At 70.6% G+C, this 19,793-nt stretch carries 20 protein-coding genes and 5 tRNA genes; 15 read left to right on the top strand and 10 right to left on the bottom strand.

Annotated elements, in window-relative coordinates:
* Positions 1-2 precede the first annotated feature (2 nt).
* Together OHS57_RS07400 and OHS57_RS07395 are read left to right on the top strand one after the other, a co-directional pair.
* Entirely contained in the window at positions 3-224 is a 222-nt protein-coding gene (locus OHS57_RS07400) for a helix-turn-helix domain-containing protein (protein WP_328581421.1), read from the top strand.
* Complete coding sequence (locus tag OHS57_RS07395; protein WP_328581420.1) at positions 221-1,408, top strand: site-specific integrase; 1,188 nt, start codon at positions 221-223, stop codon at positions 1,406-1,408. Before OHS57_RS07400 ends, OHS57_RS07395 begins: the two co-directional genes overlap by 4 nt.
* Positions 1,409-1,477: 69 nt before the next feature.
* Here OHS57_RS07395 and OHS57_RS07390 read toward each other — a convergent pair.
* From OHS57_RS07390 to OHS57_RS07380, 3 genes are all read right to left on the bottom strand, one after another.
* Positions 1,478-1,549, bottom strand: a tRNA-Val gene (locus OHS57_RS07390).
* 1 nt (position 1,550) lies between these two features.
* A tRNA-Cys gene (locus OHS57_RS07385) sits at positions 1,551-1,624 on the bottom strand.
* Positions 1,625-1,660: 36 nt separating this feature from the next.
* Positions 1,661-1,733, bottom strand: a tRNA-Gly gene (locus OHS57_RS07380).
* A 190-nt stretch (positions 1,734-1,923) separates the two neighbouring features.
* Between OHS57_RS07380 and OHS57_RS07375 the strand changes: the two genes are divergently transcribed.
* Entirely contained in the window at positions 1,924-2,745 is an 822-nt protein-coding gene (locus OHS57_RS07375; RefSeq protein ID WP_328581419.1) for an aminotransferase class IV, read from the top strand.
* A gap of 84 nt (positions 2,746-2,829) precedes the next feature.
* The gene (locus OHS57_RS07370; RefSeq protein ID WP_328581418.1) at positions 2,830-3,669 is read left to right on the top strand and encodes a GNAT family N-acetyltransferase; all 840 of its coding nucleotides are present in this window, start codon (positions 2,830-2,832) and stop codon (positions 3,667-3,669) included.
* A 34-nt stretch (positions 3,670-3,703) separates the two neighbouring features.
* Here the strand turns inward: OHS57_RS07370 and OHS57_RS07365 are convergent, their stop codons facing one another.
* Positions 3,704-4,213: a DsbA family protein gene (locus OHS57_RS07365; RefSeq protein WP_328581417.1), complete on the bottom strand. Its 510-nt coding sequence runs from the start codon at positions 4,211-4,213 to the stop codon at positions 3,704-3,706.
* A gap of 195 nt (positions 4,214-4,408) precedes the next feature.
* On the opposite strand from OHS57_RS07365, the gene OHS57_RS07360 reads away from it, so the two are divergent.
* Together OHS57_RS07360 and OHS57_RS07355 are read left to right on the top strand one after the other, a co-directional pair.
* Positions 4,409-4,852, top strand: coding sequence for a hypothetical protein (locus OHS57_RS07360; RefSeq protein WP_328585016.1), 444 nt, complete (start codon positions 4,409-4,411; stop codon positions 4,850-4,852).
* 143 nt (positions 4,853-4,995) lie between these two features.
* Positions 4,996-5,148, top strand: coding sequence for a hypothetical protein (locus OHS57_RS07355; protein WP_198533320.1), 153 nt, complete (start codon positions 4,996-4,998; stop codon positions 5,146-5,148).
* Positions 5,149-5,151: 3 nt separating this feature from the next.
* Here OHS57_RS07355 and OHS57_RS07350 read toward each other — a convergent pair whose 3' ends face one another.
* Positions 5,152-5,721 (bottom strand): CGNR zinc finger domain-containing protein, encoded by a 570-nt coding sequence (locus OHS57_RS07350; protein WP_328581416.1) that lies wholly within the window; start codon positions 5,719-5,721, stop codon positions 5,152-5,154.
* A gap of 193 nt (positions 5,722-5,914) precedes the next feature.
* Positions 5,915-6,328, bottom strand: a complete 414-nt coding sequence (locus tag OHS57_RS07345; protein WP_003959770.1) for an SsgA family sporulation/cell division regulator — start codon at positions 6,326-6,328, stop codon at positions 5,915-5,917.
* A 190-nt stretch (positions 6,329-6,518) separates the two neighbouring features.
* Here OHS57_RS07345 and OHS57_RS07340 point away from each other — a divergent pair, with 190 nt between their 5' ends.
* From OHS57_RS07340 to OHS57_RS07330, 3 genes are all read left to right on the top strand, one after another.
* Positions 6,519-7,121, top strand: coding sequence for a TIGR02611 family protein (locus tag OHS57_RS07340; RefSeq protein ID WP_328581415.1), 603 nt, complete (start codon positions 6,519-6,521; stop codon positions 7,119-7,121).
* Between the two features lie 26 nt (positions 7,122-7,147).
* Positions 7,148-7,219, top strand: a tRNA-Val gene (locus OHS57_RS07335).
* Between the two features lie 133 nt (positions 7,220-7,352).
* Positions 7,353-7,424, top strand: a tRNA-Val gene (locus OHS57_RS07330).
* A gap of 60 nt (positions 7,425-7,484) precedes the next feature.
* Here the strand turns inward: OHS57_RS07330 and OHS57_RS07325 are convergent.
* Complete coding sequence (locus OHS57_RS07325) at positions 7,485-8,222, bottom strand: exonuclease domain-containing protein (protein ID WP_041991577.1); 738 nt, start codon at positions 8,220-8,222, stop codon at positions 7,485-7,487.
* A gap of 190 nt (positions 8,223-8,412) precedes the next feature.
* Here OHS57_RS07325 and thrS point away from each other — a divergent pair, with 190 nt between their 5' ends.
* Positions 8,413-10,395, top strand: coding sequence for a threonine--tRNA ligase (thrS, locus tag OHS57_RS07320; RefSeq protein ID WP_041991579.1), 1,983 nt, complete (start codon positions 8,413-8,415; stop codon positions 10,393-10,395).
* A 34-nt stretch (positions 10,396-10,429) separates the two neighbouring features.
* Here thrS and OHS57_RS07315 read toward each other — a convergent pair whose 3' ends face one another.
* Positions 10,430-11,095, bottom strand: a complete 666-nt coding sequence (locus OHS57_RS07315; RefSeq protein ID WP_041991581.1) for a potassium channel family protein — start codon at positions 11,093-11,095, stop codon at positions 10,430-10,432.
* A 66-nt stretch (positions 11,096-11,161) separates the two neighbouring features.
* Between OHS57_RS07315 and OHS57_RS07310 the strand changes: the two genes are divergently transcribed.
* Positions 11,162-11,725, top strand: coding sequence for an HIT family protein (locus tag OHS57_RS07310; RefSeq protein ID WP_041991584.1), 564 nt, complete (start codon positions 11,162-11,164; stop codon positions 11,723-11,725).
* 15 nt (positions 11,726-11,740) lie between these two features.
* Here OHS57_RS07310 and OHS57_RS07305 read toward each other — a convergent pair whose 3' ends face one another.
* Both OHS57_RS07305 and OHS57_RS07300 read right to left on the bottom strand, forming a co-directional pair.
* Positions 11,741-13,396: a hypothetical protein gene (locus OHS57_RS07305; protein ID WP_041991586.1), complete on the bottom strand. Its 1,656-nt coding sequence runs from the start codon at positions 13,394-13,396 to the stop codon at positions 11,741-11,743.
* Between the two features lie 130 nt (positions 13,397-13,526).
* The gene (locus tag OHS57_RS07300) at positions 13,527-15,707 is read right to left on the bottom strand and encodes an elongation factor G-like protein EF-G2 (RefSeq protein ID WP_328581414.1); all 2,181 of its coding nucleotides are present in this window, start codon (positions 15,705-15,707) and stop codon (positions 13,527-13,529) included.
* 188 nt (positions 15,708-15,895) lie between these two features.
* On the opposite strand from OHS57_RS07300, the gene pgsA reads away from it, so the two are divergent.
* The 4 genes from pgsA to OHS57_RS07280 all read left to right on the top strand — a co-directional run bounded on the left by pgsA (position 15,896) and on the right by OHS57_RS07280 (position 19,775).
* Positions 15,896-16,582 (top strand): phosphatidylinositol phosphate synthase, encoded by a 687-nt coding sequence (gene pgsA, locus OHS57_RS07295; RefSeq protein WP_328581413.1) that lies wholly within the window; start codon positions 15,896-15,898, stop codon positions 16,580-16,582.
* Positions 16,579-17,490 carry a phosphatidylinositol mannoside acyltransferase gene (locus tag OHS57_RS07290; RefSeq protein ID WP_041991593.1) on the top strand — a complete coding sequence of 304 codons (912 nt, stop codon included), beginning with the start codon at positions 16,579-16,581 and terminating at the stop codon, positions 17,488-17,490. Before pgsA ends, OHS57_RS07290 begins: the two co-directional genes overlap by 4 nt.
* Positions 17,487-18,653 (top strand): glycosyltransferase family 4 protein, encoded by a 1,167-nt coding sequence (locus OHS57_RS07285; RefSeq protein WP_041991595.1) that lies wholly within the window; start codon positions 17,487-17,489, stop codon positions 18,651-18,653. The genes OHS57_RS07290 and OHS57_RS07285 overlap by 4 nt, the downstream gene beginning before the upstream one ends.
* A gap of 576 nt (positions 18,654-19,229) precedes the next feature.
* Positions 19,230-19,775: a membrane protein gene (locus OHS57_RS07280; RefSeq protein WP_041991597.1), complete on the top strand. Its 546-nt coding sequence runs from the start codon at positions 19,230-19,232 to the stop codon at positions 19,773-19,775.
* The last annotated feature ends 18 nt before the right edge of the window (positions 19,776-19,793 follow it).

Below are 19,793 nucleotides of genomic sequence, written 5' to 3'. Positions count from 1 at the left end.
CCATGGCGACTGTTGTTGATCGGGACCAGCCAGGTGAGTCTCTGCTGCTCTACCGGGTGGAAGGTGCCATGGAAGTGCTCAACCTGAGTCGGACTGTGATCTACGAGCAGATTCGCGCGGGGCGCCTCCGTACGGTCCATCAGGGTCGGGCCTGCCGTATCCCGGCGTCGGCGCTCCGTGAGTACGTTGCGCTCCTCGAACGTGAAGCCGGGGGAGTGCGATGACTGCGCGTCGAGGCCGTGGTGACGGCGGTCTTCACTGGGACAAGACGCGGGAACGCTGGATCGCGAGCGCGACGCTTGGGTACTCGCCGGCTGGCAAGCGGATCGTCAAGCGCGGTAGCGGCAGGACCAAGACGGAGGCGAAAGCCAAGCTCAAGGAAGTACTGCGGGACGCTGAAGATGGCCTCGCCATCGCTCCGGCCGCCTACACGGTGGCGCACGCAGTGAACGACTGGCTTGCCTATGGTCTGGCCGGCCTGGACCAGGACACGGTGGTCAAGTACACGATCCTGTGTGAGTCCCACGTCATTCCGGCCCTGGGCGCTCGAAAGCTTCGGGACCTCAGTGCGGATGAGGTGGATGGGTGGCTCGCCGCCAAGGCCCGGCTGCTCAGTACCAGCACGCTGCAAATCATCCGCTCATGCCTGAACCGTGCGGTGAAACGGGCCATGGCGCGGGACAAGGTGAAGCGCAACGTCGTAGAGCTGTGCTCGGTACCTACAGGCCAACCTGGGCGGCCTTCCAAGTCTTTGACGCTCAAGCAGGCAGAGGCTTTGCTGACGGCTGCCGAGGATTCGCCGCTGTACGCGTACATCGTGGTCTCACTTCTCACAGGGGGCCGAACTGAGGAGATGCGTCCGCTTCGTTGGGATCACGTTGATCTCGACGGAGATCCGGCGGCGTCTCCCACGATCCCGCCGCACATTGCCGTGTGGCGCTCTGTCCGAAGTTCTGGTGACACGAAGACCAGGAAGTCTCGTCGTACGCTCGCCCTGCCCGGCCGGGCTATCGACGCGCTCGGGATTCAGAGGGAGCGTCAGGGGTGGCAGCGCGTTGCCGCCGGTGGTGAGTGGCAGGAAACCGGGTTGGTCTTCACGTCGGCTGTGGGGACTGAGCTGGATGCGGCGAACGTACGGCGTGAGTTCCGGAAGGTGCTCGCTCGTGCCGCGCTCATGCCCGGCGTCGAACTCAAGCCGGACGAGTGGACGACGCGGGAGACCCGGACATCCTTCGTCTCGATTCTGTCGGATCGGGGAATGCCGCTCGAAGAGATTTCCCGGCTGGTCGGTCACTCGGGGACGTCGGTGACGGAGAAGGTCTACCGGAAGCAGATCCGCCCGGTGATCCAGACTGGGGCCGTCGCCATGGATGGCATTTTCGGCACGCCGCCGGCTCCGAAGCGGTAGTCACGCAGTTAGTCACCCGGTACGCCTCAGGGGCTGTCTCCCGTCGTGGGAAACAGCCCCTGAGCTGTGTGGACGATACTGGGATTGAACCAGTGACCTCTTCCGTGTCAGGGAAGCGCTCTCCCGCTGAGCTAATCGTCCTTGGAGGTGGAGACGGGATTTGAACCCGTGTAGACGGCTTTGCAGGCCGTTGCCTCGCCTCTCGGCCACTCCACCTGGAGTGTGGGGCCCGGGAAAGATCCCCCACAATCGAGCGGACGACCAGGTTCGAACTGGCGACCTCAACCTTGGCAAGGTTGCGCTCTACCAACTGAGCTACGTCCGCGTGCCGTTTCCCGGTCCGTTTTGCGTGGCCCGGCGACGTGGTGAACTCTAGCGGATTCCTCCGCCAGCACAAAAACGCGTTTACGCAGCGTGCTGGGCCGCGTTCAGCTGTGGGTGGCCCGCCGATCACGTGGGGGCCACTCGCGGTAGCGTCGGAGGGGTACGAGGCGAGCGTGAGGAGAACCGGACAGATGATGATCTGGGTCAACGGCGGACTGCGGGCGGCGGAGTCCGCGCAGGTGTCGGTGCTCGACCACGGGCTGACCGTGGGGGACGGCATCTTCGAGTCCCTCAAGACCGTGCACGGCCGGCCGTTCGCGCTCACCCGCCATCTCGACCGGCTCGCCCGCTCCGCCCGTGGCCTCGGGCTGCCGGCTCCCGACCTCGACGAGGTCCGCGCCGCCTGCACCGCCGTGCTCGACGCCAATCCGGCGCCGCTCGGCCGGCTGCGGATCACCTACACCGGCGGACTCTCGCCGCTCGGCTCCGCGCGGGGCGACGCGGGCACGTCCCTCGTCGTCGCGCTCGCCGAGTCCGAGCCGCGCGCCGAGACCACCGCCGTGGTCACCGTCCCCTGGACGCGCAACGAGCGCGGCGCGCTGGCCGGGCTGAAGACCACCTCGTACGCCGAGAACGTGGTCGCCCTCGCCGCCGCCCACGAACAAGGCGCGTCGGAAGCGCTCTTCGCCAACACCGTCGGGCAGCTCTGCGAGGGCACCGGGTCCAACGTCTTCGTCGTGGTCGACGGCGAACTGCACACCCCGCCGCTGGCCTCCGGCTGTCTCGCCGGCATCACCCGCGAGCTCGTCGTCGAATGGTCCGGCGCCCGGGAAACCGACCTGCCGCTCGGCGTTCTCCAAAACGCGGACGAGATCTTCGTGACGTCGAGCCTGCGCGACGTGCAGGCCGTCCACCGGGTGGACAGCCGCGAACTGCCCACCGCCCCGGGCCCGGTGACCGCCAAGGCGATGCGCGTGTTCGACGAGCGGTCCGGCGCCGATCTCGACCCGTAGGACCGCCCCCGTAGGACCGCCCCCGCAGGACCACCGGGCGCAAAGAGGATGACGCCGCCCCCGCAGGCGGGTAGAACTCCGGTGATGACCACGACCCTGCGGCCGACCGGGCCGCTTCAGAAGACCGGTGACGGCGCCCAGTCACGCAGCTACCAGGTCTGCGTCAACAGCAGACCCGTCGGGCTGATCGAACTCGGCACCGACCCGGGCTTCGGCTCCACCGTGGGTGTCGTCCACGCGCTGCACATCGACGAACCCGACCGCGGCAGAGGAAGAGGAACGGTCGCCGCGCTCGCCGCCGAGGAGGTGCTGCGCGGCTGGGGCTGCGAGCAGGTGCTGGCGGCCGCCCCCGCCGACGCCGTCCCCGCGCTCCGTACGCTGGCCGCCCTCGGCTACGTCGAACGCAGCCGCAACATGGTCAAGGACCTGGCCCCCGAGCCGCCCGAGCTGCCCGCCGGGGTCGAGGCGCGCCCGATGACCCCGGCCGAGTTCCAGGACTGGCTGGTCAAGGCGCAGGAGAAGTTCGCCGAGCACTGGATCGCCCGCGGCGCGACCCCGGAGCAGGCACGGGCCAAGTCGGAGGCGAGCCACCGCGAGAGCCTGCCGGCGGGCCTCGACACCCCCGGCGTCTCGATGTGGGTCCTGATCGCCGAGGGCGAGGTCGTCGGCCATGTCTGGGTCGCGCGGCGTGAGGTACGGCCCGGCGAGCGGGCGCCGTACGTGTACGACGTGGCGGTCGCCGAGGACCGCCGCGGCAAGGGGTACGGCCGCGCGCTGATGCTGCTCGCCGAGCGGATCGCGGGGGAGGGCGGTGCGTCCCTGATCGGCCTGCACGTCTTCTCCGACAACACCCCGGCCGTCCGGCTGTACGAGTCGCTCGGTTACGGGACGACCGGCATCAACTTCTTCAAGCGGCTTCTCTAGCCGCCGCCCGCCGCCCGCCGCCAGTAGCTACCAGCTAGTCGCTCAGGAGCCCGTCCACGATCTCCTCGATCCGCTCGCGCAGCCCCTCCTGACTCTTGCCGCCGTCGAGCCGCTCGCCGCCCACCTCGTACGTGGGCGTGCCCGTCACGCCGATCGCCTTGCCCTCGGCCTGGTCGGCGTCCACGACCAGGATGTGCCGCCCGTCGATCAGGGCCGTGTCGAACTCCTCCGCGTCCAGGCCGAGCTCGCGGGCGATCTCCACCAGCAGGGGCTCGCCGGCGGTCGCCAGCTCCGTCGTACGGGCCAGCACGGCTTCCACGTACGGCCAGCCGCGCCCCTGCTCGGCCGCCTCCTCCGCCGCCTGCGCCGCGGCGAAGGCGTGCCGGTGCTTCTCCAGCGGGAAGTGCCGCAGCCGGGGATCGAGGCCGTCCCCGTAACGGGCCCGGAGCGCGGCGATGTCCGCCAGGGCGCTGTGACAGTCGGTGCACTGGAGGTCGCACCAGACGTCGAGGACGACGGGACGGCGGGTGGAGGAGTCGCTCATGGGGTCAGTCTCCCAGCAGGAGGCGGGCCGCTCCGACCGGGACCTGGGGAGGACCGCGCCCCCGATATGTCCCTGAGAGGTGGCCTCCGCCCGTGGCCCCGAACCAGGTACCAGGTGCAGGATGGAGGAAGTACGAGTTTTTCCGACCAGCCTTTACCGATGATCGACGGCGGCAGGCGCTGCCTGGAGGACCGGATGATTGCCGAGACCATTTGTTCCGCGGTGTCTGTGGCGGGCCTGGGCATCGCCGCGGTCACGGCGTACCGCAAGCGTTTCCTGAAGGCGACGCGGATCGCCGCGTACTCGCTGGTCCCGATCGGGCTCGTGCTGACCGGGGTCGTCAAATGGCTGGCGCACACGGCCTTCAGCGTGACGGCGTGGTCCGGATTCGTGCTGCTGGCCGTCGCCTGGCTGCTCTTCATGCTGACCAGAGCGATCGAACGCCGCACCGGCGGCACCCGCAAGGAGCGCAGGGCCGCCGCGAAGGCCGCGCAGCGTGACGCCGTCGCGCCGGCCGCTTCGGCGCCCTCGCTCGGCGGGGCGGCCAAGCCCGCCGCGCAGCCGAAGGCGAAGCCGCGGGCGGGGAGCGAGGACGACTTCGGCGACATCGAGGCGATCCTCAAGAAGCACGGAATCTGACCCGGGACGGCCGCCGCAGGGCCGACGGTGAAGGGGCATTGTGCCCACATTCCGGACCGCATCCACGGGATATGATGAACTCCCGCTCGTATGGGGTGTGTTGGTCATGAGCACCCCTGGGGCTGCGTCATCATCGGTCCGAGATGCTCGATACCTCACGGGACGAAACACCCGCACCCACCGATGAGCAGCGCGGTTGCCTCTTCGCGCTCTCCCAGCCGCCCCTGATGATCTTCCTCACGGTCATCGCTTCGCTGCTGCTGTTCGCGGCTGTACACGATCTTTTCCTGCTGTGACGCTCAGCCGGCCGCTTCCTTGCGGCGCGCTCGGTAAGCGGCGACATGCAGCCTGTTGCCGCAGGTGCGGCTGTCGCAGTAGCGGCGGGAGCGATTGCGCGACAGGTCGACGAACGCGCGCCCGCAGTCCGGGGCCTCGCAGCGGCGCAGCCGCTCCTGTTCCCCGGCCACCACGATGAACGCCAGTGCCATCCCGCAGTCGGCCGCGAGATGGTCGGCGACGGACGCACCCGGCGTGAAGTAATGGACGTGCCAGTCGTAGCCGTCGTGATCGGTGAGCTGCGGCGTGGTGCCGGCGGCCGCCACGAGCTTGTTGAGCAGCTCGGCGGCGGCAGCGGCGTCCGGGGCCGCGAAGACCTCGGTGAAGCGGGTACGTACGTCCTGTACGGCCCGCAGATCGCTCGCGCGGAGCTCGTCGACCCCGCTGACGTGATGGTCCCGTACGAACGCGTACAGCGCCTCCGTGTCGGCGAGCCCGTCCGCCGGGATTCCGTCCACGGTCTCCTGCGGGGCACTGTTCACCAGGTCGACGACGGTGGTGAGGGCGATGCGGGTGTCGTGTGGGATCAGCACGATTCGCTCCCTGGGCGGCTGCGGGCCTGTGCGCCCGCCGAACCCGCAGAACTCTATCCGCTGCCGCCCGGAACGCGGCGGCGCCGCCGCCGCGGTGGGTTCCGCGGCGCCGGCGCCGTCGTGCTCCGTATGCGGTTGTCCGCGCGGCGCCGTCTCCCCGAGTCGGACGGCGCCGTGCGGCCCTCAGCCTGGCTCAGCTCTCGGCCAGGATGTGTGAGAGTTCGGTGTCGAGGTCGAAGTGGCGATGCTCGGTGCCGGGTGGCACAGCGGCGTCGGTCCGCTTGAGGAACGACTCCAGGGCCCGGGCAGGGGCCTCGAGCAGTGCTTCGCCCTCCGGAGAGCTCAGCGCGATGCAGACGACGCCCTGACCGTGACTGCGGGACGGCCAGACTCGGACGTCGCCGGTGCCGGTGGGCCTGTGCAGCCCCTCGGCGAGAAGGTCGCGGGCGAAGACCCACTCGACCGTCTCCTCGGCTCCGGTGTGGAAGGTGGCGTGCACGGCATAGGGATCGGCCGTGTCATACCGCAGGCCCGCGGGTACAGGCAGTGAGGACTCGCTCGATACAACGAGGCGCAGGTGCAGCTCGCAGCTGACCGTGGTGTTCATAAGCGCCAGGGCCTTTCGCTCAGTGTGCGCTCGGGGATTCGCACGTCGGCGAAATCGACATGCCACCTACAGTGCCGTTGTAAACCCCTCTGCCCGTTTTGTGGCCCTTCAGGTAACCCGTTCGGCGGTGTGTTACCCAGGGTCATTCGGCCATTCCAGTGATGCGGCCGGGTCGGGTAGATTGGCGTACATGGGTGCGGAGAGTGACGAACGGGGGCTTGGGGTGGCGGAGGAGACGCAGTCGGCGCGCACGGACGGTGAGCCGGCGGTCGCGACGGCCGGCGGCACGGACACCGGGACGGACGCGGAGACGGGCGCCGGGGCGGACACCGGGCAGGCCGACGACACCGGGCAGGCCGACGACACCGGGCAGGCCGACGACACCGGGAAGGCCGACGACACCGGCGAGGCCGGCGAGCGCGCCGGGCTCGGCTCCCGTGCGCCCGACTTCATCAAGCGGTCCCGCACGCTGCACCTGAGCTGGCAGGTCGGCGTCTTCGTCGTCGGTCTCGCCGTCGTCGTCGGCGGAATCATCCTGCTGCCCCTGCCGGGCCCCGGCTGGCTGGTCATCTTCGGCGGCATGGCGATCTGGGCGACCGAGTTCGTCTGGGCCCAGCTCGTCCTGCGCTGGACCCGGCGCAAGGTGACGGAGGCGGCGCACCGCGCGATGGACCCGAGGGTCCGCCGCCGCAACATCGTCCTCACCAGCGTCGGCGTCGTGATCATCGCCGTGCTGGTCGGGATCTACCTCTGGAAGTTCGGCGTCGTCATGCCGTGGAAGATCAAGCAGTGACATCGGGTAATGTGTGCCGTGCGTCGGGGCGATTAGCTCAGTGGGAGAGCGCTTCGTTCACACCGAAGAGGTCACTGGTTCGAACCCAGTATCGCCCACCCGGCACGCGGGCCCCGAAGACCCCAACAGGTCTTCGGGGCCTTCGTCGTCCCCGGACCCGAATCGGCTGCCGGTGAGCCGGATTCGGTTTGGAGGGAAGCCGTCGCGGCCTGTATGGTTCAGTCCGTTCCCGGGCGATTAGCTCAGTGGGAGAGCGCTTCGTTCACACCGAAGAGGTCACTGGTTCGAACCCAGTATCGCCCACCGGGGAAGGCCGGTCCGTCATCGACGGACCGGCCTTCGTGCGTCCGGCCCGCGTCCGGATCAGGCTGCCGCCGCCGGGAGTTCGGCCCGTAGCGGCCAGCCGGGGGCGGTCGGGGCGCGGGTGCCCGTGCGGGTGAACCAGCTGCGCAGACCGCGCTGCTGCGTCGTGTGCCAGGCCGCCTGCAACCGGTGCAGTTCGGCCGCGCTCAGCCGCTCCAGACGTACCGCGAACCGGCGCCCCACCGCGCGGGCCAGCTGCAGCGCCGCCAGCGCGCCCGCCGCCGCGTCCGGCTCCGTGCCATGGGTGGACAGTTCGACCCCGTACCGGCCGCACAGCTCGGGGAGCGTGCGGTGGCCCTTGCGGTAGCGGTCCAGATGCAGGTCAAGGACGCGTGGATCGACCACCGCCACCGGGGATCTGTCCAGATAGCGGGCCAGCCGGGAGGCCCGGTGCCTGCGCAGTTCACGGTCGAGCAGCGTCAGGTCGAACGGCGCGTCCAGCACCACGAGCGGTCGGCCCGCCGCGCACTGGTCGGCCAGCGACCCGGCCATCTCCGCGACCGCCGGGGCCGGCCAACGGCCGTTGCGGTGCAGGAAGTCGTCGGTCAGGCCGTGTACGTCGGTGGCGGCCCTGGGCACGGGCACGCCCGGGTCCACCAGCCAGCGCGTCACCCGGGGCGCCGCCCCGGCGTCGTCCTGGACGACGAGGGCGGCGGAGACTATCCGGTCACCCTCGACGTCGCTTCCCGTCGTCTCGGTGTCGAATGCGGCCAACGGCCCTTCGTACCAACACGTCATTCGTGAACTCCTCGTGCGTCAACGGCAGATGGCGTTCCCGCTCTGCACAGATCGGTGATACCCGGACAGGTCGTGCGGTACGCGCCCTTTACGGCCACCGTCATCCGTTGCGCGGGCGGCCCGCCCGGCTCGGTACGATCGGGCACGAGCGCAGTGTCCGCTGTCGCGCCCCGTGGTTAAGGAGAGACCGGTGTCAGACGTCCGTGTGATCATCCAACGCGATTCCGAGCGGGAAGAGCGCGTGGTGACGACGGGCACTACGGCGGCCGACCTCTTCCCCGGCGAGCGCACCGTCGTCGCCGCCCGTGTCGACGGCCGGCTGCGGGACCTCGCGTACGAGCCCGCCGAGGGCGACGTCGTCGAACCCGTCGAGATCTCCTCCAAGGACGGTCTCGACATCCTGCGGCACTCCACGGCGCACGTCATGGCGCAGGCGGTGCAGGAGCTGTTCCCCGACGCCAAGCTGGGCATCGGCCCGCCCATCAAGGACGGCTTCTACTACGACTTCGACGTCACCGAGCCCTTCACCCCCGACGACCTCAAGCGCGTCGAGAAGAAGATGCAGGAGATCCAGAAGCGCGGCCAGCGGTTCTCCCGGCGGGTCACCACCGACGAGGACGCCAGGGCCGAGCTGGCGGACGAGCCGTACAAGATCGAGCTGATCGGGCTCAAGGGCAACGCGGCCGACGCGGCCGAGGGCGCGTCCGCCGAGGTCGGCGCCGGTGAGCTGACGATCTACGACAACCTCGACGCCAAGACCGGCGAGCTGTGCTGGAAGGACCTCTGCCGCGGTCCGCACCTGCCCACCACCCGCTACATCCCGGCGTTCAAGCTGATGCGCTCCGCCGCCGCCTACTGGCGCGGCAGCGAGAAGAACCCGCAGCTCCAGCGGATCTACGGCACGGCGTGGCCGTCCAAGGACGAGCTGAAGGCGCATCTCGACTTCCTCGTCGAGGCCGAGCGCCGCGACCACCGCAGGCTGGGCAGCGAACTCGACCTGTTCTCCTTCCCGGACGAGCTGGGCCCCGGCCTCGCGGTCTTCCATCCCAAGGGCGGCATCGTCCGCAAGGAGATGGAGAACTACTCGCGCAAGCGGCACGAGGACGAGGGGTACGAGTTCGTGAACACCCCGCACATCTCGAAGGAGCACCTCTTCGAGACGTCCGGGCACCTGCCGCACTATGCGGAGGGCATGTTCCCGCCCATCGAGTTCGACGGGCAGAACTACCGCCTCAAGGCCATGAACTGCCCCATGCACAACCTGATCTTCAAGTCGCGCGGCCGGTCCTACCGCGAACTGCCCCTGCGGCTCTTCGAGTTCGGCACGGTCTACCGCTACGAGAAGTCCGGCGTCGTGCACGGGCTCACCCGCTCGCGCGGCTTCACCCAGGACGACGCGCACATCTACTGCACCAAGGAGCAGATGCCGCAGGAGCTGGACACGCTCCTGACGTTCGTCCTCGACCTGCTGCGCGACTACGGCCTGGACGACTTCGAGCTGGAACTGTCCACCCGCGACCCGGAGTCGGACAAGTTCATCGGCTCCGACGAGGACTGGGCTGAGGCCACGGAGGCGCTGCGGCAGGCCGCGGAGAAGCAGGGGCTGCCGCTGGTGCCCGACCCGGGCGGCGCCGCGTACTACGGACCGAAGATCTCGGTGCAGGCGAAGGACGCGATCGGCAGGTCGTGGCAGATGTCGACCCTCCAGGTCGACTTCAACCAGCCCAAGCGCTTCGGCCTGGAATACACCGCGGCCGACGGCTCACGGCAGCAGCCCGTCATGCTGCACCGCGCGCTGTTCGGCTCCATCGAGCGGTTCTTCGGTGTCCTCCTGGAGCACTACGCGGGCGCCTTCCCCGCCTGGCTGGCCCCGGTCCAGGCGGTCGGTATCCCGGTCGGCGACGGGCATGTCCCGTACCTTGAGGAGTTCGCCGCCGAGGCCAGGAAGAAGGGCCTGCGGATCGACGTGGACGCGTCGTCCGACCGGATGCAGAAGAAGATCCGCAACCACCAGCGGCAGAAGGTGCCCTTCATGATCATCGTCGGTGACGACGACATGACGGGCGGCACCGTGTCCTTCCGCTACCGCGACGGGACGCAGAAGAACGGCATCCCGCGTGACGAGGCGATCGCCGAGATCCTCGACGTGGTGGAGCGCCGGGTCCAGGTCTGACCCCACCCCGTCCAGTCCGGGCCCCCGACCGAGATCAACTCGTCGGGGGCCCGGCCTCGTCCTCCCGCCGGAAGACCTGGATCAGCCAGGACGAGAACGAACCCGTCACCGCCCCCAGCAGCGCGAGACCGCAGCCCATCAGCCCCACCGCGATCACCCGCCCCCACGGGGTCACCGGCGTCACGTCGCCGTACCCGACCGTCGTGATCGCCGAGCACGCCCACCACACCGAGTCGCCGAAGGTACGGATCGTGGCACCGGGCGCGCCCCGCTCCTGCTGGAACACGGCCAGCGCGGCGGCGAAGGTGAGCAGCAGCGCCGAAAGACCGGCGTACATCATCACCCGCCCGTACAGGCTGAAGCGGGGGCGGTCCCTGCGGCGCTGCACCGCCAGATACGTGCTCACGATCCGCAGCGGCCGCAGCAGCGGCAGCAGCACCACCACGGTGTCCAGCCAGTGCGTGCGCAGGAATCCGGCGCCCTGCCGGCTGAGCCGCAGCCGCACCAGATAGTCCCCGAGGAAGAGCGCCCAGGTCAGCAGGGCGAGGATCAGCGCGAGCGCCCGCCAGAACTGGTCGGCGTCGTTCGCGAGGACCCGTACCGCGTAGCAGGCGAGAAATACCAGCGAGGCCAGGAGCAGCGGAAACTCCATGCGCTGCTCCCAGCGGCGCTGCCGGTCGGGGCCGCTCGGGACATCCATCGGCCCAGCATCGCGGTGCGCCGCCGGGAGCGGGGCCGACGACACGCCTCGGCGGGGCGAAGTCATATGCTGCATTGCATGACGACTGAGCCGGAGCAGCAGATCGGAGTGGGGACCCCGGACGCGTTCCAGCGCCTGTGGACACCCCACCGGATGGCCTACATCCAGGGTGAGAACAAGCCCACGGGGCCCGAGGCCGGCGACGGCTGTCCGTTCTGTTCCATCCCGGCGAAGTCGGACGAGGACGGCCTGATCATCGCCCGCGGTGAGCGGGTGTACGCGGTGCTGAACCTCTACCCGTACAACGGCGGCCATCTGATGGTGGTGCCGTTCCGGCACGTCGCCGACTACACGGAGCTGGACGACCCGGAGACCGCGGAGCTGGGCGCCTTCACCAAGCGGGCGATGACCGCGCTGCGGACCGCCTCAGGGGCGCACGGCTTCAACATCGGCATGAACCAGGGCGCGTCGGCGGGGGCGGGCATCGCCGCGCATCTGCACCAGCACGTCGTGCCGCGCTGGGGCGGGGACACCAACTTCATGCCGGTCGTCGGACATACGAAGGTGCTGCCCCAACTGCTCGCCGACACCCGGACGATGCTCGCCGAGGCCTGGCCGGCCGGCTCCTGACCCGGCCGGCTCCGCTCACGCGTCGTACGTGTCGACCTTCCGCGGCGCCGGGTCCTGCACCACACCGCTGAGGAAGCCCGCGCGGTTGCCGAAGTTGTCGGTGTCCACGCCGTGCTCCTCCAGCACCCGCATGGCCGCGTTGTGCGCGACCCGCAGGACGGGCGTGGCCGCCCGCATCGCGTCGTCCGCCATGAAGCGGTGCCGCCACGGCTGGTCGGCCCAGGCGTGCCGCGGGCCGAACGGCTCGGGCAGCGTGAGCTTGCCGCCGAGGTGGTCGAGGACCGCCGGGTACCAGACGAGCGGCGCGCGCACCGCGAGCCTGACGACCTCGTTCGAGTCGACCAGCGGCAGATTCCGGGTCGTGGTCTCCCAGAACTTGACGGTCTTGGAGACGGTGATGGTCTTCGCCGCGGGCTTGCTGGTGAACAGCGAGTGCACCGGGCCCAGCGCGTGTCCGGTGACCTCGATGCGCAGCGTCTCGTGCAGCACGGTCACCGTGATCATCATCGTGATCACCAACTGACCGTCCCAGAGCGTGAACTGGACGCCCAGATAATGCCGGTTGCCGCTGCCGAACTGCTGGTGGTTGCAGATGCGCTGTATCTCGTGGCCCTTGATCTGGAAGGCCTCCACATCCTGCCCCTCGGGCCGGGAGACCGATCCCGCGCCCTCGCCGACCGGTGAGACGATCCAGTGCTTGACCGAAGGGGTCGGAAAACCGCCGGTGTTCAGCGGGCCCCGCTCCAGCAGCTTCATCTGGTCATGGATCGCGCGTATCACGTCCCAGCTGCGGAAGCCGTGGATCTCCTTGGTGGGGTCCTTGGGCAGCAGCTGTTCGGCGAGCTGCCAGCTGCCCCACCGGGTGCCCATCCCCAGGATGCCCTTGGGTCCCGCGTAGAAGACGACGTTCGACTGCTGCTCGGCCGTCAGCTTCTGCAGCCCCTGGCGCAGCTGTTCGCGGGATATCTCGTTCGGGTGCCCGGGCACCGCCTCGGGGATCTTGGCGCCGATGCCGCCGCCGGAGAGCAGATCCTCCCAGCGCACCCGCAGGTCCCGCGCCGTCGACTCACAGATCCGCTTGGCGATCACCCAGCCGACGACCGGGGCCAGCACGGCGCCGCGTACGTACCAGCCGGCCACCCCGCCGAAGGGCAGCTTCACCAGGAAGAGCACCGCCAGCACGGCCACCGCCACCAGCAGCAGCATGCCGATGGCGCCCGCGCCCTTGTTCTTCGCCCCCGACAGGCTCTTGCGCAGCTGGAACACCGCGAGCCACACCAGCAGCCCGGGCAGGAAGACCACCCCGAACACCAGCGTCACCAGGGTCAGTTTCTGGTCGCGCTCCTTGCGTATCCGGTTGGCCGCGAGGCAGTGCTCCACCACGGTCTGCGGCTCCGTGCCGAACGACTGGATGAGCGCCGCCCGCGCCCCGCCCAGCATCCGGACCTGGACGGCCCGGGAGAACGCCTCGCCGAGATTGGGCTTGAAGAGCTTGAACGCGGGCTTCGACACCGCCGACTTGTGCCACTCGTTGTCGGCCTTGAGGATCTCCTCGACCGGGCTGTCCCGGTAGGCGGCCGACGCCAGGGCATGGGTGGCCGCCGTCTGCCCGGCCGAGCCCGTGAGCGGGACCTGCGCTCCCGGGCTGAAGTCGAAACCGTCATTCGCCACTGCCGCCCCCACTGTCCGCCGCCAGGATCCGCTGTGCGGCCTTTTCCCAACCAGCAGCCCCTGCACACCTGCTGAGCTGGGCACCCCAAGCGTAGCGGGGGCGCGGCTTCCGCGTCAGGTACGGCCGTGACTACGCCCCGTTCGCGTCCCGTATCCGTAGCTTCTCGGCCAACGGCCCCGGCATGGCCTCATGACGGGCGTACGAGCGGCTGAACCGGCCGGTGCCGTGCGAGACGGAGCGCAGCTCGACCGCGTACCGTCCGATCTCCAGTTCGGGCACCTCGGCCCTGACCGACGTCCTTCCCCGGCTCGCCTGTTCGGTGCCGACCACCCGGCCGCGGCGGCCCGTCAGATCGCTCATCACCGGGCCGACGTACTCGTCGGGCACCGTCACGCGTAGCTCGGCGACCGGTTCCAGCAGGCTGAGGACGGCGGCGGCCGCCGCCTCGCGCAGGGCCAGCGCGCCGGCCGTCTGGAAGGCGGCGTCCGAGGAGTCGACGGAATGCGCCTTCCCGTCGTGCAGCGTGACGCGGATGTCGACCAGCGGAAAGCCGGCGGTGACTCCCTGCGCCGCCTGGGTCCGTACGCCCTTCTCGACGGACGGGACGAACTGCCGCGGCACCGAACCGCCCACCACCCGGTCGACGAACTCGACACCCGAACCGGGCGGCAGCGGCTCCACGTCGATCTCACAGATCGCGAACTGGCCGTGCCCGCCCGACTGTTTGACATGCCGGCCGCGCCCGGTGGCCGGGGCGCCGAAGGTCTCCCTGAGCGGCACCCGGTACGGCACGGTGTCCACCCGCACGCCGTACCGGTTCCGCAGCCGGTCCAGCGCCACGTCCGCGTGCGCCTCCCCGAGGCACCACAGGACGACCTGACGGGTGTCCTGGTTCTGTTCGAGGCGCATGGTCGGATCCTCGGCCACCAGCCGGGCCAGACCGTGCGACAGCCGGTCCTCGTCCGCCTTGCCGTGCGCCTCGACGGCCAGCGGCAGCAGCGGCTCCGGCATGGTCCACGGCACCATCAGCAGCGGCTCGTCCTTGGCGGAAAGCGTGTCACCCGTCTCCGCGCTCGACAGCTTCGCCACACACGCGAGATCACCGGCGACACAGCGCGGCAGCACCCGCTGCCGCTTGCCGAAAGGGGACGACAGCGCGCCGATCCGCTCGTCCTCCGTACCGTGCCCCGACACGCACACCGTCTCGTCGGGCCGCAGCGTCCCGGAGAACACCCGTACCAGCGAGAGCCGCCCCACGTACGGGTCGGACGCCGTCTTGACCACCTCGGCGACCAGCGGGCCGCCCGGATCGCAGCTGATGCCGGCGCGCGGCGTGCCGCCCGGCGTGGTCACGGCGGGGGCGGCGCGCTCCAGCGGGGAGGGGAAGCCGCCGGTGATCAGCTCCAGCAGCTCGACCGTACCGAGCCCCTGCCTGCCGTCGGGCGGCGCCGGCGCCGCGGCGAGCACCGGATGGAAGACCCCGCGCGCGACCGCCTTCTCCAGATCCTCGGTCAGCGTCCCGACGGCGATGTCCGCGCCGTCGAGATACCGGTCCATCAAGGTCTCGTCCTCGCTCTCCGCGATGATCCCCTCGATCAGCCGCGCGCGGGCCGCCTCGATGAGCGGGAGCTGCCCGGCCGCCGGGGCACCGGTCCTGCGCTCGCCCGTCGAGTAGTCGAAGATCCGCTGCGAGAGGAGTCCCACGAGACCCGTGGCCCGCGCGTGCCCGTCGGCCCCCTCGGGGCCGCGTACGGGCAGGTAGAGCGGCAGTACGGCGTCGGGGTCGGCGCCGCCGAAGATCCGGCCGCAGATGTCGGTCATCGTCTCGAAGCTGGTGCGCGCCGTGTCCAGATGCGTGACGACGATGGCCCGCGGCATCCCCACGGCCGCGCACTCGTCCCACACCGCCCGGGTCGTCGCGGGGACCGACTGCGCGTCCTGCGCGGCCGACACCACGAAAAGGGCCGCGTCCGCCGCGCGCAGACCGGCCCTGAGCTCCCCGACGAAATCGGCGTAGCCGGGGGTGTCCAGCAGATTGATCTTGCAGCCGCCCCACTCCAGCGGCACCAGCGAGAGCTGTACGGAGCGGTGCTGGCGGTGCTCGATCTCGTCGTAGTCCGAGACCGTCCCGCCGTCCTCGACCCGGCCCGCCCTGTTGACCGCCCCCGCGGTCAGCGCCAGCGCCTCGACGAGCGTGGTCTTGCCCGATCCGCTGTGGCCGACCAGGACCACGTTCCGCACGGCGGACGGCCGGTCGGCGACCGCCACCCCGCCCGCGGCCCCGGTATGTGTGTGCGCCTTGTCGCCCATGATCAAGCCTCCCGCTCCGGCTGTGCCCCGCGGTGGTCCTTCGAGCTTTCCACTCGCTCCACGGTCCGTCCATACGTCGCACGCCACGCATGGGGCGGGTACCCGGCGGTGGAGCCCGCCGGTCGTGGCTACGATGGGCCAGCCGGTGGCCGTCGGGGCCGCGCGGCCCACCGACCGTCGGGAAGGCCATGCTGAACAAGTACGCGCGTGCATTTTTCACGCGTGTCCTCACACCGTTCGCCGCGTTTCTGCTCCGCCGAGGGGTCAGCCCCGATGCGGTCACGCTCATCGGCACAGCCGGAGTGATGGCGGGCGCGCTGGTCTTCTTCCCTCGTGGAGAGTTCTTCTGGGGCACGATCGTCGCCACCGTCTTCGTCTTCTCCGACCTCGTCGACGGCAACATGGCCCGGCAGGCCGGCATCTCCAGCCGCTGGGGCGCGTTCCTCGACTCGACCCTGGACCGGGTCGCCGACGGGGCCGTCTTCGGCGGCTTCGCGCTCTGGTACGCGGGCAGCGGCGACAACAACATGCTGTGCGCCGTCGCGATCTTCTGCCTCGCCAGCGGCCAGGTCGTGTCGTACACGAAGGCACGCGGCGAGGCCATCGGACTGCCGGTCGCCGTCAACGGACTCGTCGAGCGCGCCGAGCGGCTGGTGATCTCCCTGGTCGCCGCCGGACTCGCCGGATTCCACCGGACCTTCGGCGTCCCCGGGATCGAGATCCTGCTGCCGATCGCCCTGTGGATCGTGGCCGCCGGCAGCGCCGTGACGCTCGCCCAGCGGGTCATCACCGTCCGCAGGGAGTCCGCCGAGGCGGACGCCGCGGCGGCAGCGGCCGCCGCCGGCACCGGACGGGGGAGTGAGACCACGTCATGAGCGGCGCGAGCGACCGGGTGACCGACGCGCTGTACGGACTGGGCTGGGGCACCGTCAAGAAGCTCCCCGAGCCCGCCGCCGTCGCCCTCGGCAGGAACATCGCCGACATCGCGTGGAAGCGGCGCGGCAAGAGCGTCCAGCGGCTCGAATCCAACCTGGCGCGCGTCGTGCCCGACGCGGGCCCCGAGCGGCTCGCCGAGCTGTCCAAGGCCGGCATGCGCTCGTACATGCGGTACTGGATGGAGTCGTTCCGGCTGCCCAGCTGGAGCGACGAGCGCGCCGCCGCCGGATTCGACCCCAAGGGACTCCACCACCTCACCGACGGCCTGGCCGCGGGACGTGGCGTCATACTGGCGCTGCCCCACCTGGCCAACTGGGACCTCGCGGGCGTCTGGGTCACCCGCTGCCTCGGGGTGCCCTTCACGACCGTCGCCGAACGGCTCAAACCGGAGACGCTGTACGACCGGTTCGTCGCCTACCGCGAAAGCCTCGGCATGGAGGTGCTGCCGCACACCGGCGGCGCCGCGTTCGGCACGCTCGCCCGGCGGCTGCGCGAGGGCGGCCTGGTCTGTCTCGTCGCCGACCGCGACCTGTCGGCTTCCGGCGTGGAGGTCGACTTCTTCGGCGACACGGCGCGGATGCCCGCGGGCCCCGCGCTGCTGGCGCAGCAGACCGGCGCGCTGCTCCTGCCGGTGACCCTCTGGTACGACGAGTCGCCGGTGATGCAGGGCCGGGTCCATCCGCCCGTGGACGTACCGGAGACAGGTACCCGCGCGGAAAAGACGTCTGTCATGGCACAGGCGGTGGCCGATGCCTTCGCCGGCGGGATCGCCGACCATCCGGAGGACTGGCACATGCTGCAACGGCTCTGGGTGGCGGACCTCGAACCGCGTGAGGGGTCCGCGTGAAGATCGGCATCGTCTGCCCGTACTCCTGGGACGTGCCGGGCGGCGTCCAGTTCCACATCAGGGACCTGGCGGAGCATCTGATCCGGCTGGGCCACACGGTGTCCGTCCTGGCCCCGGCCGACGACGACACCCCGCTGCCGCCGTACGTCGTCTCGGCCGGGCGCGCGGTGCCCGTCCCGTACAACGGCTCGGTGGCCCGGCTCAACTTCGGCTTCCTCTCGGCCGCCCGCGTACGCCGCTGGCTGCACGAGGGCGAGTTCGACGTGATGCACATCCACGAGCCGACCTCGCCGTCCCTCGGACTGCTCGCCTGCTGGGCGGCGTCGGGCCCGACCGTCGCGACGTTCCACACGTCCAACCCGCGCTCACGCGCGATGATCGCGGCGTACCCGATCCTGCAGAACGCGCTGGAGAAGATCAGCGCGCGGATCGCGGTCAGCGAGTACGCGCGCCGGACACTGGTCGAACACCTCGGCGGCGACGCCGTCGTGATCCCCAACGGGGTCGACGTCGACTTCTTCGCCGACGCCGAGCCCAACCCGGCGTGGCAGGGCGGCACGATCGGCTTCATCGGCCGCATCGACGAGCCCCGCAAGGGGATGCCGGTCCTGATGAAGGCGCTGCCGAAGATTCTCGCGGCCTACCCCGGGACGCGGCTGCTGGTGGCGGGACGCGGCGACGAGAAGGAAGCCGTCGAGTCCCTGCCCAAGGCGCTGCGCGGGCAGGTCGAGTTCCTGGGGATGGTGAGCGACGCGGACAAGGCGAGGCTGCTGCGCAGCCTCGACGTGTACGTGGCGCCCAACACGGGCGGCGAGAGCTTCGGCATCATCCTGGTCGAGGCGATGTCCGCGGGCGCTGCGGTGCTGGCGAGCGACCTGGACGCGTTCGCCCAGGTCTTGGACCAGGGCGCGGCGGGCGAGCTGTTCGCGAACGAGGACGCGGACGCGCTGGCGGACGCGGCGATCCGGCTGCTGGGCGACGCGTCGCGCCGCGCGGAACTGCGGGAGCGCGGGAGCGCGCATGTGCGGCGGTTCGACTGGTCGACGGTGGGCGCGGATATTTTGGCCGTGTACGAGACGGTGACGGACGGTGCGGCGTCGGTGGCGACGGACGAGAGGGCGACGGGCTTCAGGGCGCGCTTCGGCTTGGCGGCGCGGGACTAGCCGTCCGGGGTTGCGGGTCGTGGTTGCGGTCTCGCTGTCTGGTGGCGGTGTCCGGGTCCTGCGGAGGGGGGTGTCCGGACTGCTTGTCGCATGAGCTCCTTCGCTTTACGTCCGGACACCCCCCTCCTCCGGCCCCGGCCCCCTCCCCCCGGCGGTCGGGCACACCCGTCCGCGTCAGCGCGGGTGAGCGGTGCCGTGCCGGCCGAGGGGCATGTCCCTGGCGTGAACGCCCGGCCGCCGGCCCTTGGTGGTCGCGGGGCAGCCGATTCGGGCGGCTGGGGTGAAGGGGGTCGTGCAGGGGTGGTGTCCGGAGCGTAGAGCGTGATTTGTGGCGCATCTCGGCGGTGGCTCCGCGTCAGAGGAGTACGCGCCGTAAATCATGCAGCGCAGGACGCCTCCCCGGAACGGCACCCGGCGACAACCGCAACCACCACCCGCAACCCCGAACCGCGCCGGACGGCGACACCGCGCAGGACGCGACCCCGGAACGGCCCCCGGCAACCACCGCAACCACCACCCCGCACCGACCACCGGCCGGACGACAAACACCCGCCGCACGACGACTAGCCTGCGCACGTGACGCAAACCATCATCTGGATCGTCGGCATCGCCATCGCCATCGGGCTCTACCTGAGTTGGACCGCCGGGCGGCTCGACCGGCTGCACGCCCGTATCGACGCCGCCCGCGCCGCCCTGGACGCGCAGTTGTTGCGGCGGGCGTCCGTCGCGCAGGAGCTCGCCACCTCCGGCCTGCTCGATCCCGCCGCCTCGCTCGTCCTGTACGAGGCCACGCACGCCGCCCGGCAGGCCGAGGAGGAGCAGCGGGAGGTGGCCGAGAGCGAGTTGAGCCAGGCGTTGCGGGCCGTGTTCGGGGAGCCCGAGCAGGTCGAGGCCGTGCGGGCCGCGCCCGGCGGGGAGGAGGCGGCCGACGAACTCGCCGCCGCCGTGCGCCGCGTACCGATGGCGCGGCTGTTCCACAACGACGCCGTACGCGCCGCCCGCGCCCTGCGGCGGCACCGCAAGGTGCGCTGGTTCCGGCTCGCCGGCCACGCACCGTTCTCGCCGACGTTCGAGATGGACGACGAGCCGCCCACCGCGCTCGCGGCCCGGCCGGTGAGCTGAGAAGGATCCACCGGCTCT

It is taken from the genome of Streptomyces sp. NBC_00370 (assembly GCF_036084755.1).
Taxonomy (GTDB): domain Bacteria; phylum Actinomycetota; class Actinomycetes; order Streptomycetales; family Streptomycetaceae; genus Streptomyces.
The sequence above is the reverse complement of the archived record's forward strand: the minus strand, read 5'-3'. Positions and strand labels throughout refer to the sequence as shown.

Bases quoted from the DNA above. Each gene is read 5' to 3' on its own strand.
- OHS57_RS07400 (WP_328581421.1), top strand. From the start codon at position 3: ATGGCGACTGTTGTTGATCGGGACCAGCCAGGTGAGTCTCTGCTGCTC.
- OHS57_RS07395 (WP_328581420.1), top strand. From the start codon at position 221: ATGACTGCGCGTCGAGGCCGTGGTGACGGCGGTCTTCACTGGGACAAG.
- OHS57_RS07375 (WP_328581419.1), top strand. From the start codon at position 1,924: ATGATGATCTGGGTCAACGGCGGACTGCGGGCGGCGGAGTCCGCGCAG.
- OHS57_RS07370 (WP_328581418.1), top strand. From the start codon at position 2,830: ATGACCACGACCCTGCGGCCGACCGGGCCGCTTCAGAAGACCGGTGAC.
- OHS57_RS07365 (WP_328581417.1), bottom strand. From the start codon at position 4,213: ATGAGCGACTCCTCCACCCGCCGTCCCGTCGTCCTCGACGTCTGGTGC.
- OHS57_RS07360 (WP_328585016.1), top strand. From the start codon at position 4,409: ATGATTGCCGAGACCATTTGTTCCGCGGTGTCTGTGGCGGGCCTGGGC.
- OHS57_RS07355 (WP_198533320.1), top strand. From the start codon at position 4,996: ATGCTCGATACCTCACGGGACGAAACACCCGCACCCACCGATGAGCAG.
- OHS57_RS07345 (WP_003959770.1), bottom strand. From the start codon at position 6,328: ATGAACACCACGGTCAGCTGCGAGCTGCACCTGCGCCTCGTTGTATCG.
- OHS57_RS07340 (WP_328581415.1), top strand. From the start codon at position 6,519: ATGGGTGCGGAGAGTGACGAACGGGGGCTTGGGGTGGCGGAGGAGACG.
- OHS57_RS07325 (WP_041991577.1), bottom strand. From the start codon at position 8,222: ATGACGTGTTGGTACGAAGGGCCGTTGGCCGCATTCGACACCGAGACG.
- OHS57_RS07315 (WP_041991581.1), bottom strand. From the start codon at position 11,095: ATGGATGTCCCGAGCGGCCCCGACCGGCAGCGCCGCTGGGAGCAGCGC.
- OHS57_RS07310 (WP_041991584.1), top strand. From the start codon at position 11,162: ATGCTGCATTGCATGACGACTGAGCCGGAGCAGCAGATCGGAGTGGGG.
- OHS57_RS07300 (WP_328581414.1), bottom strand. From the start codon at position 15,707: ATGGGCGACAAGGCGCACACACATACCGGGGCCGCGGGCGGGGTGGCG.
- pgsA (WP_328581413.1), top strand. From the start codon at position 15,896: ATGCTGAACAAGTACGCGCGTGCATTTTTCACGCGTGTCCTCACACCG.
- OHS57_RS07290 (WP_041991593.1), top strand. From the start codon at position 16,579: ATGAGCGGCGCGAGCGACCGGGTGACCGACGCGCTGTACGGACTGGGC.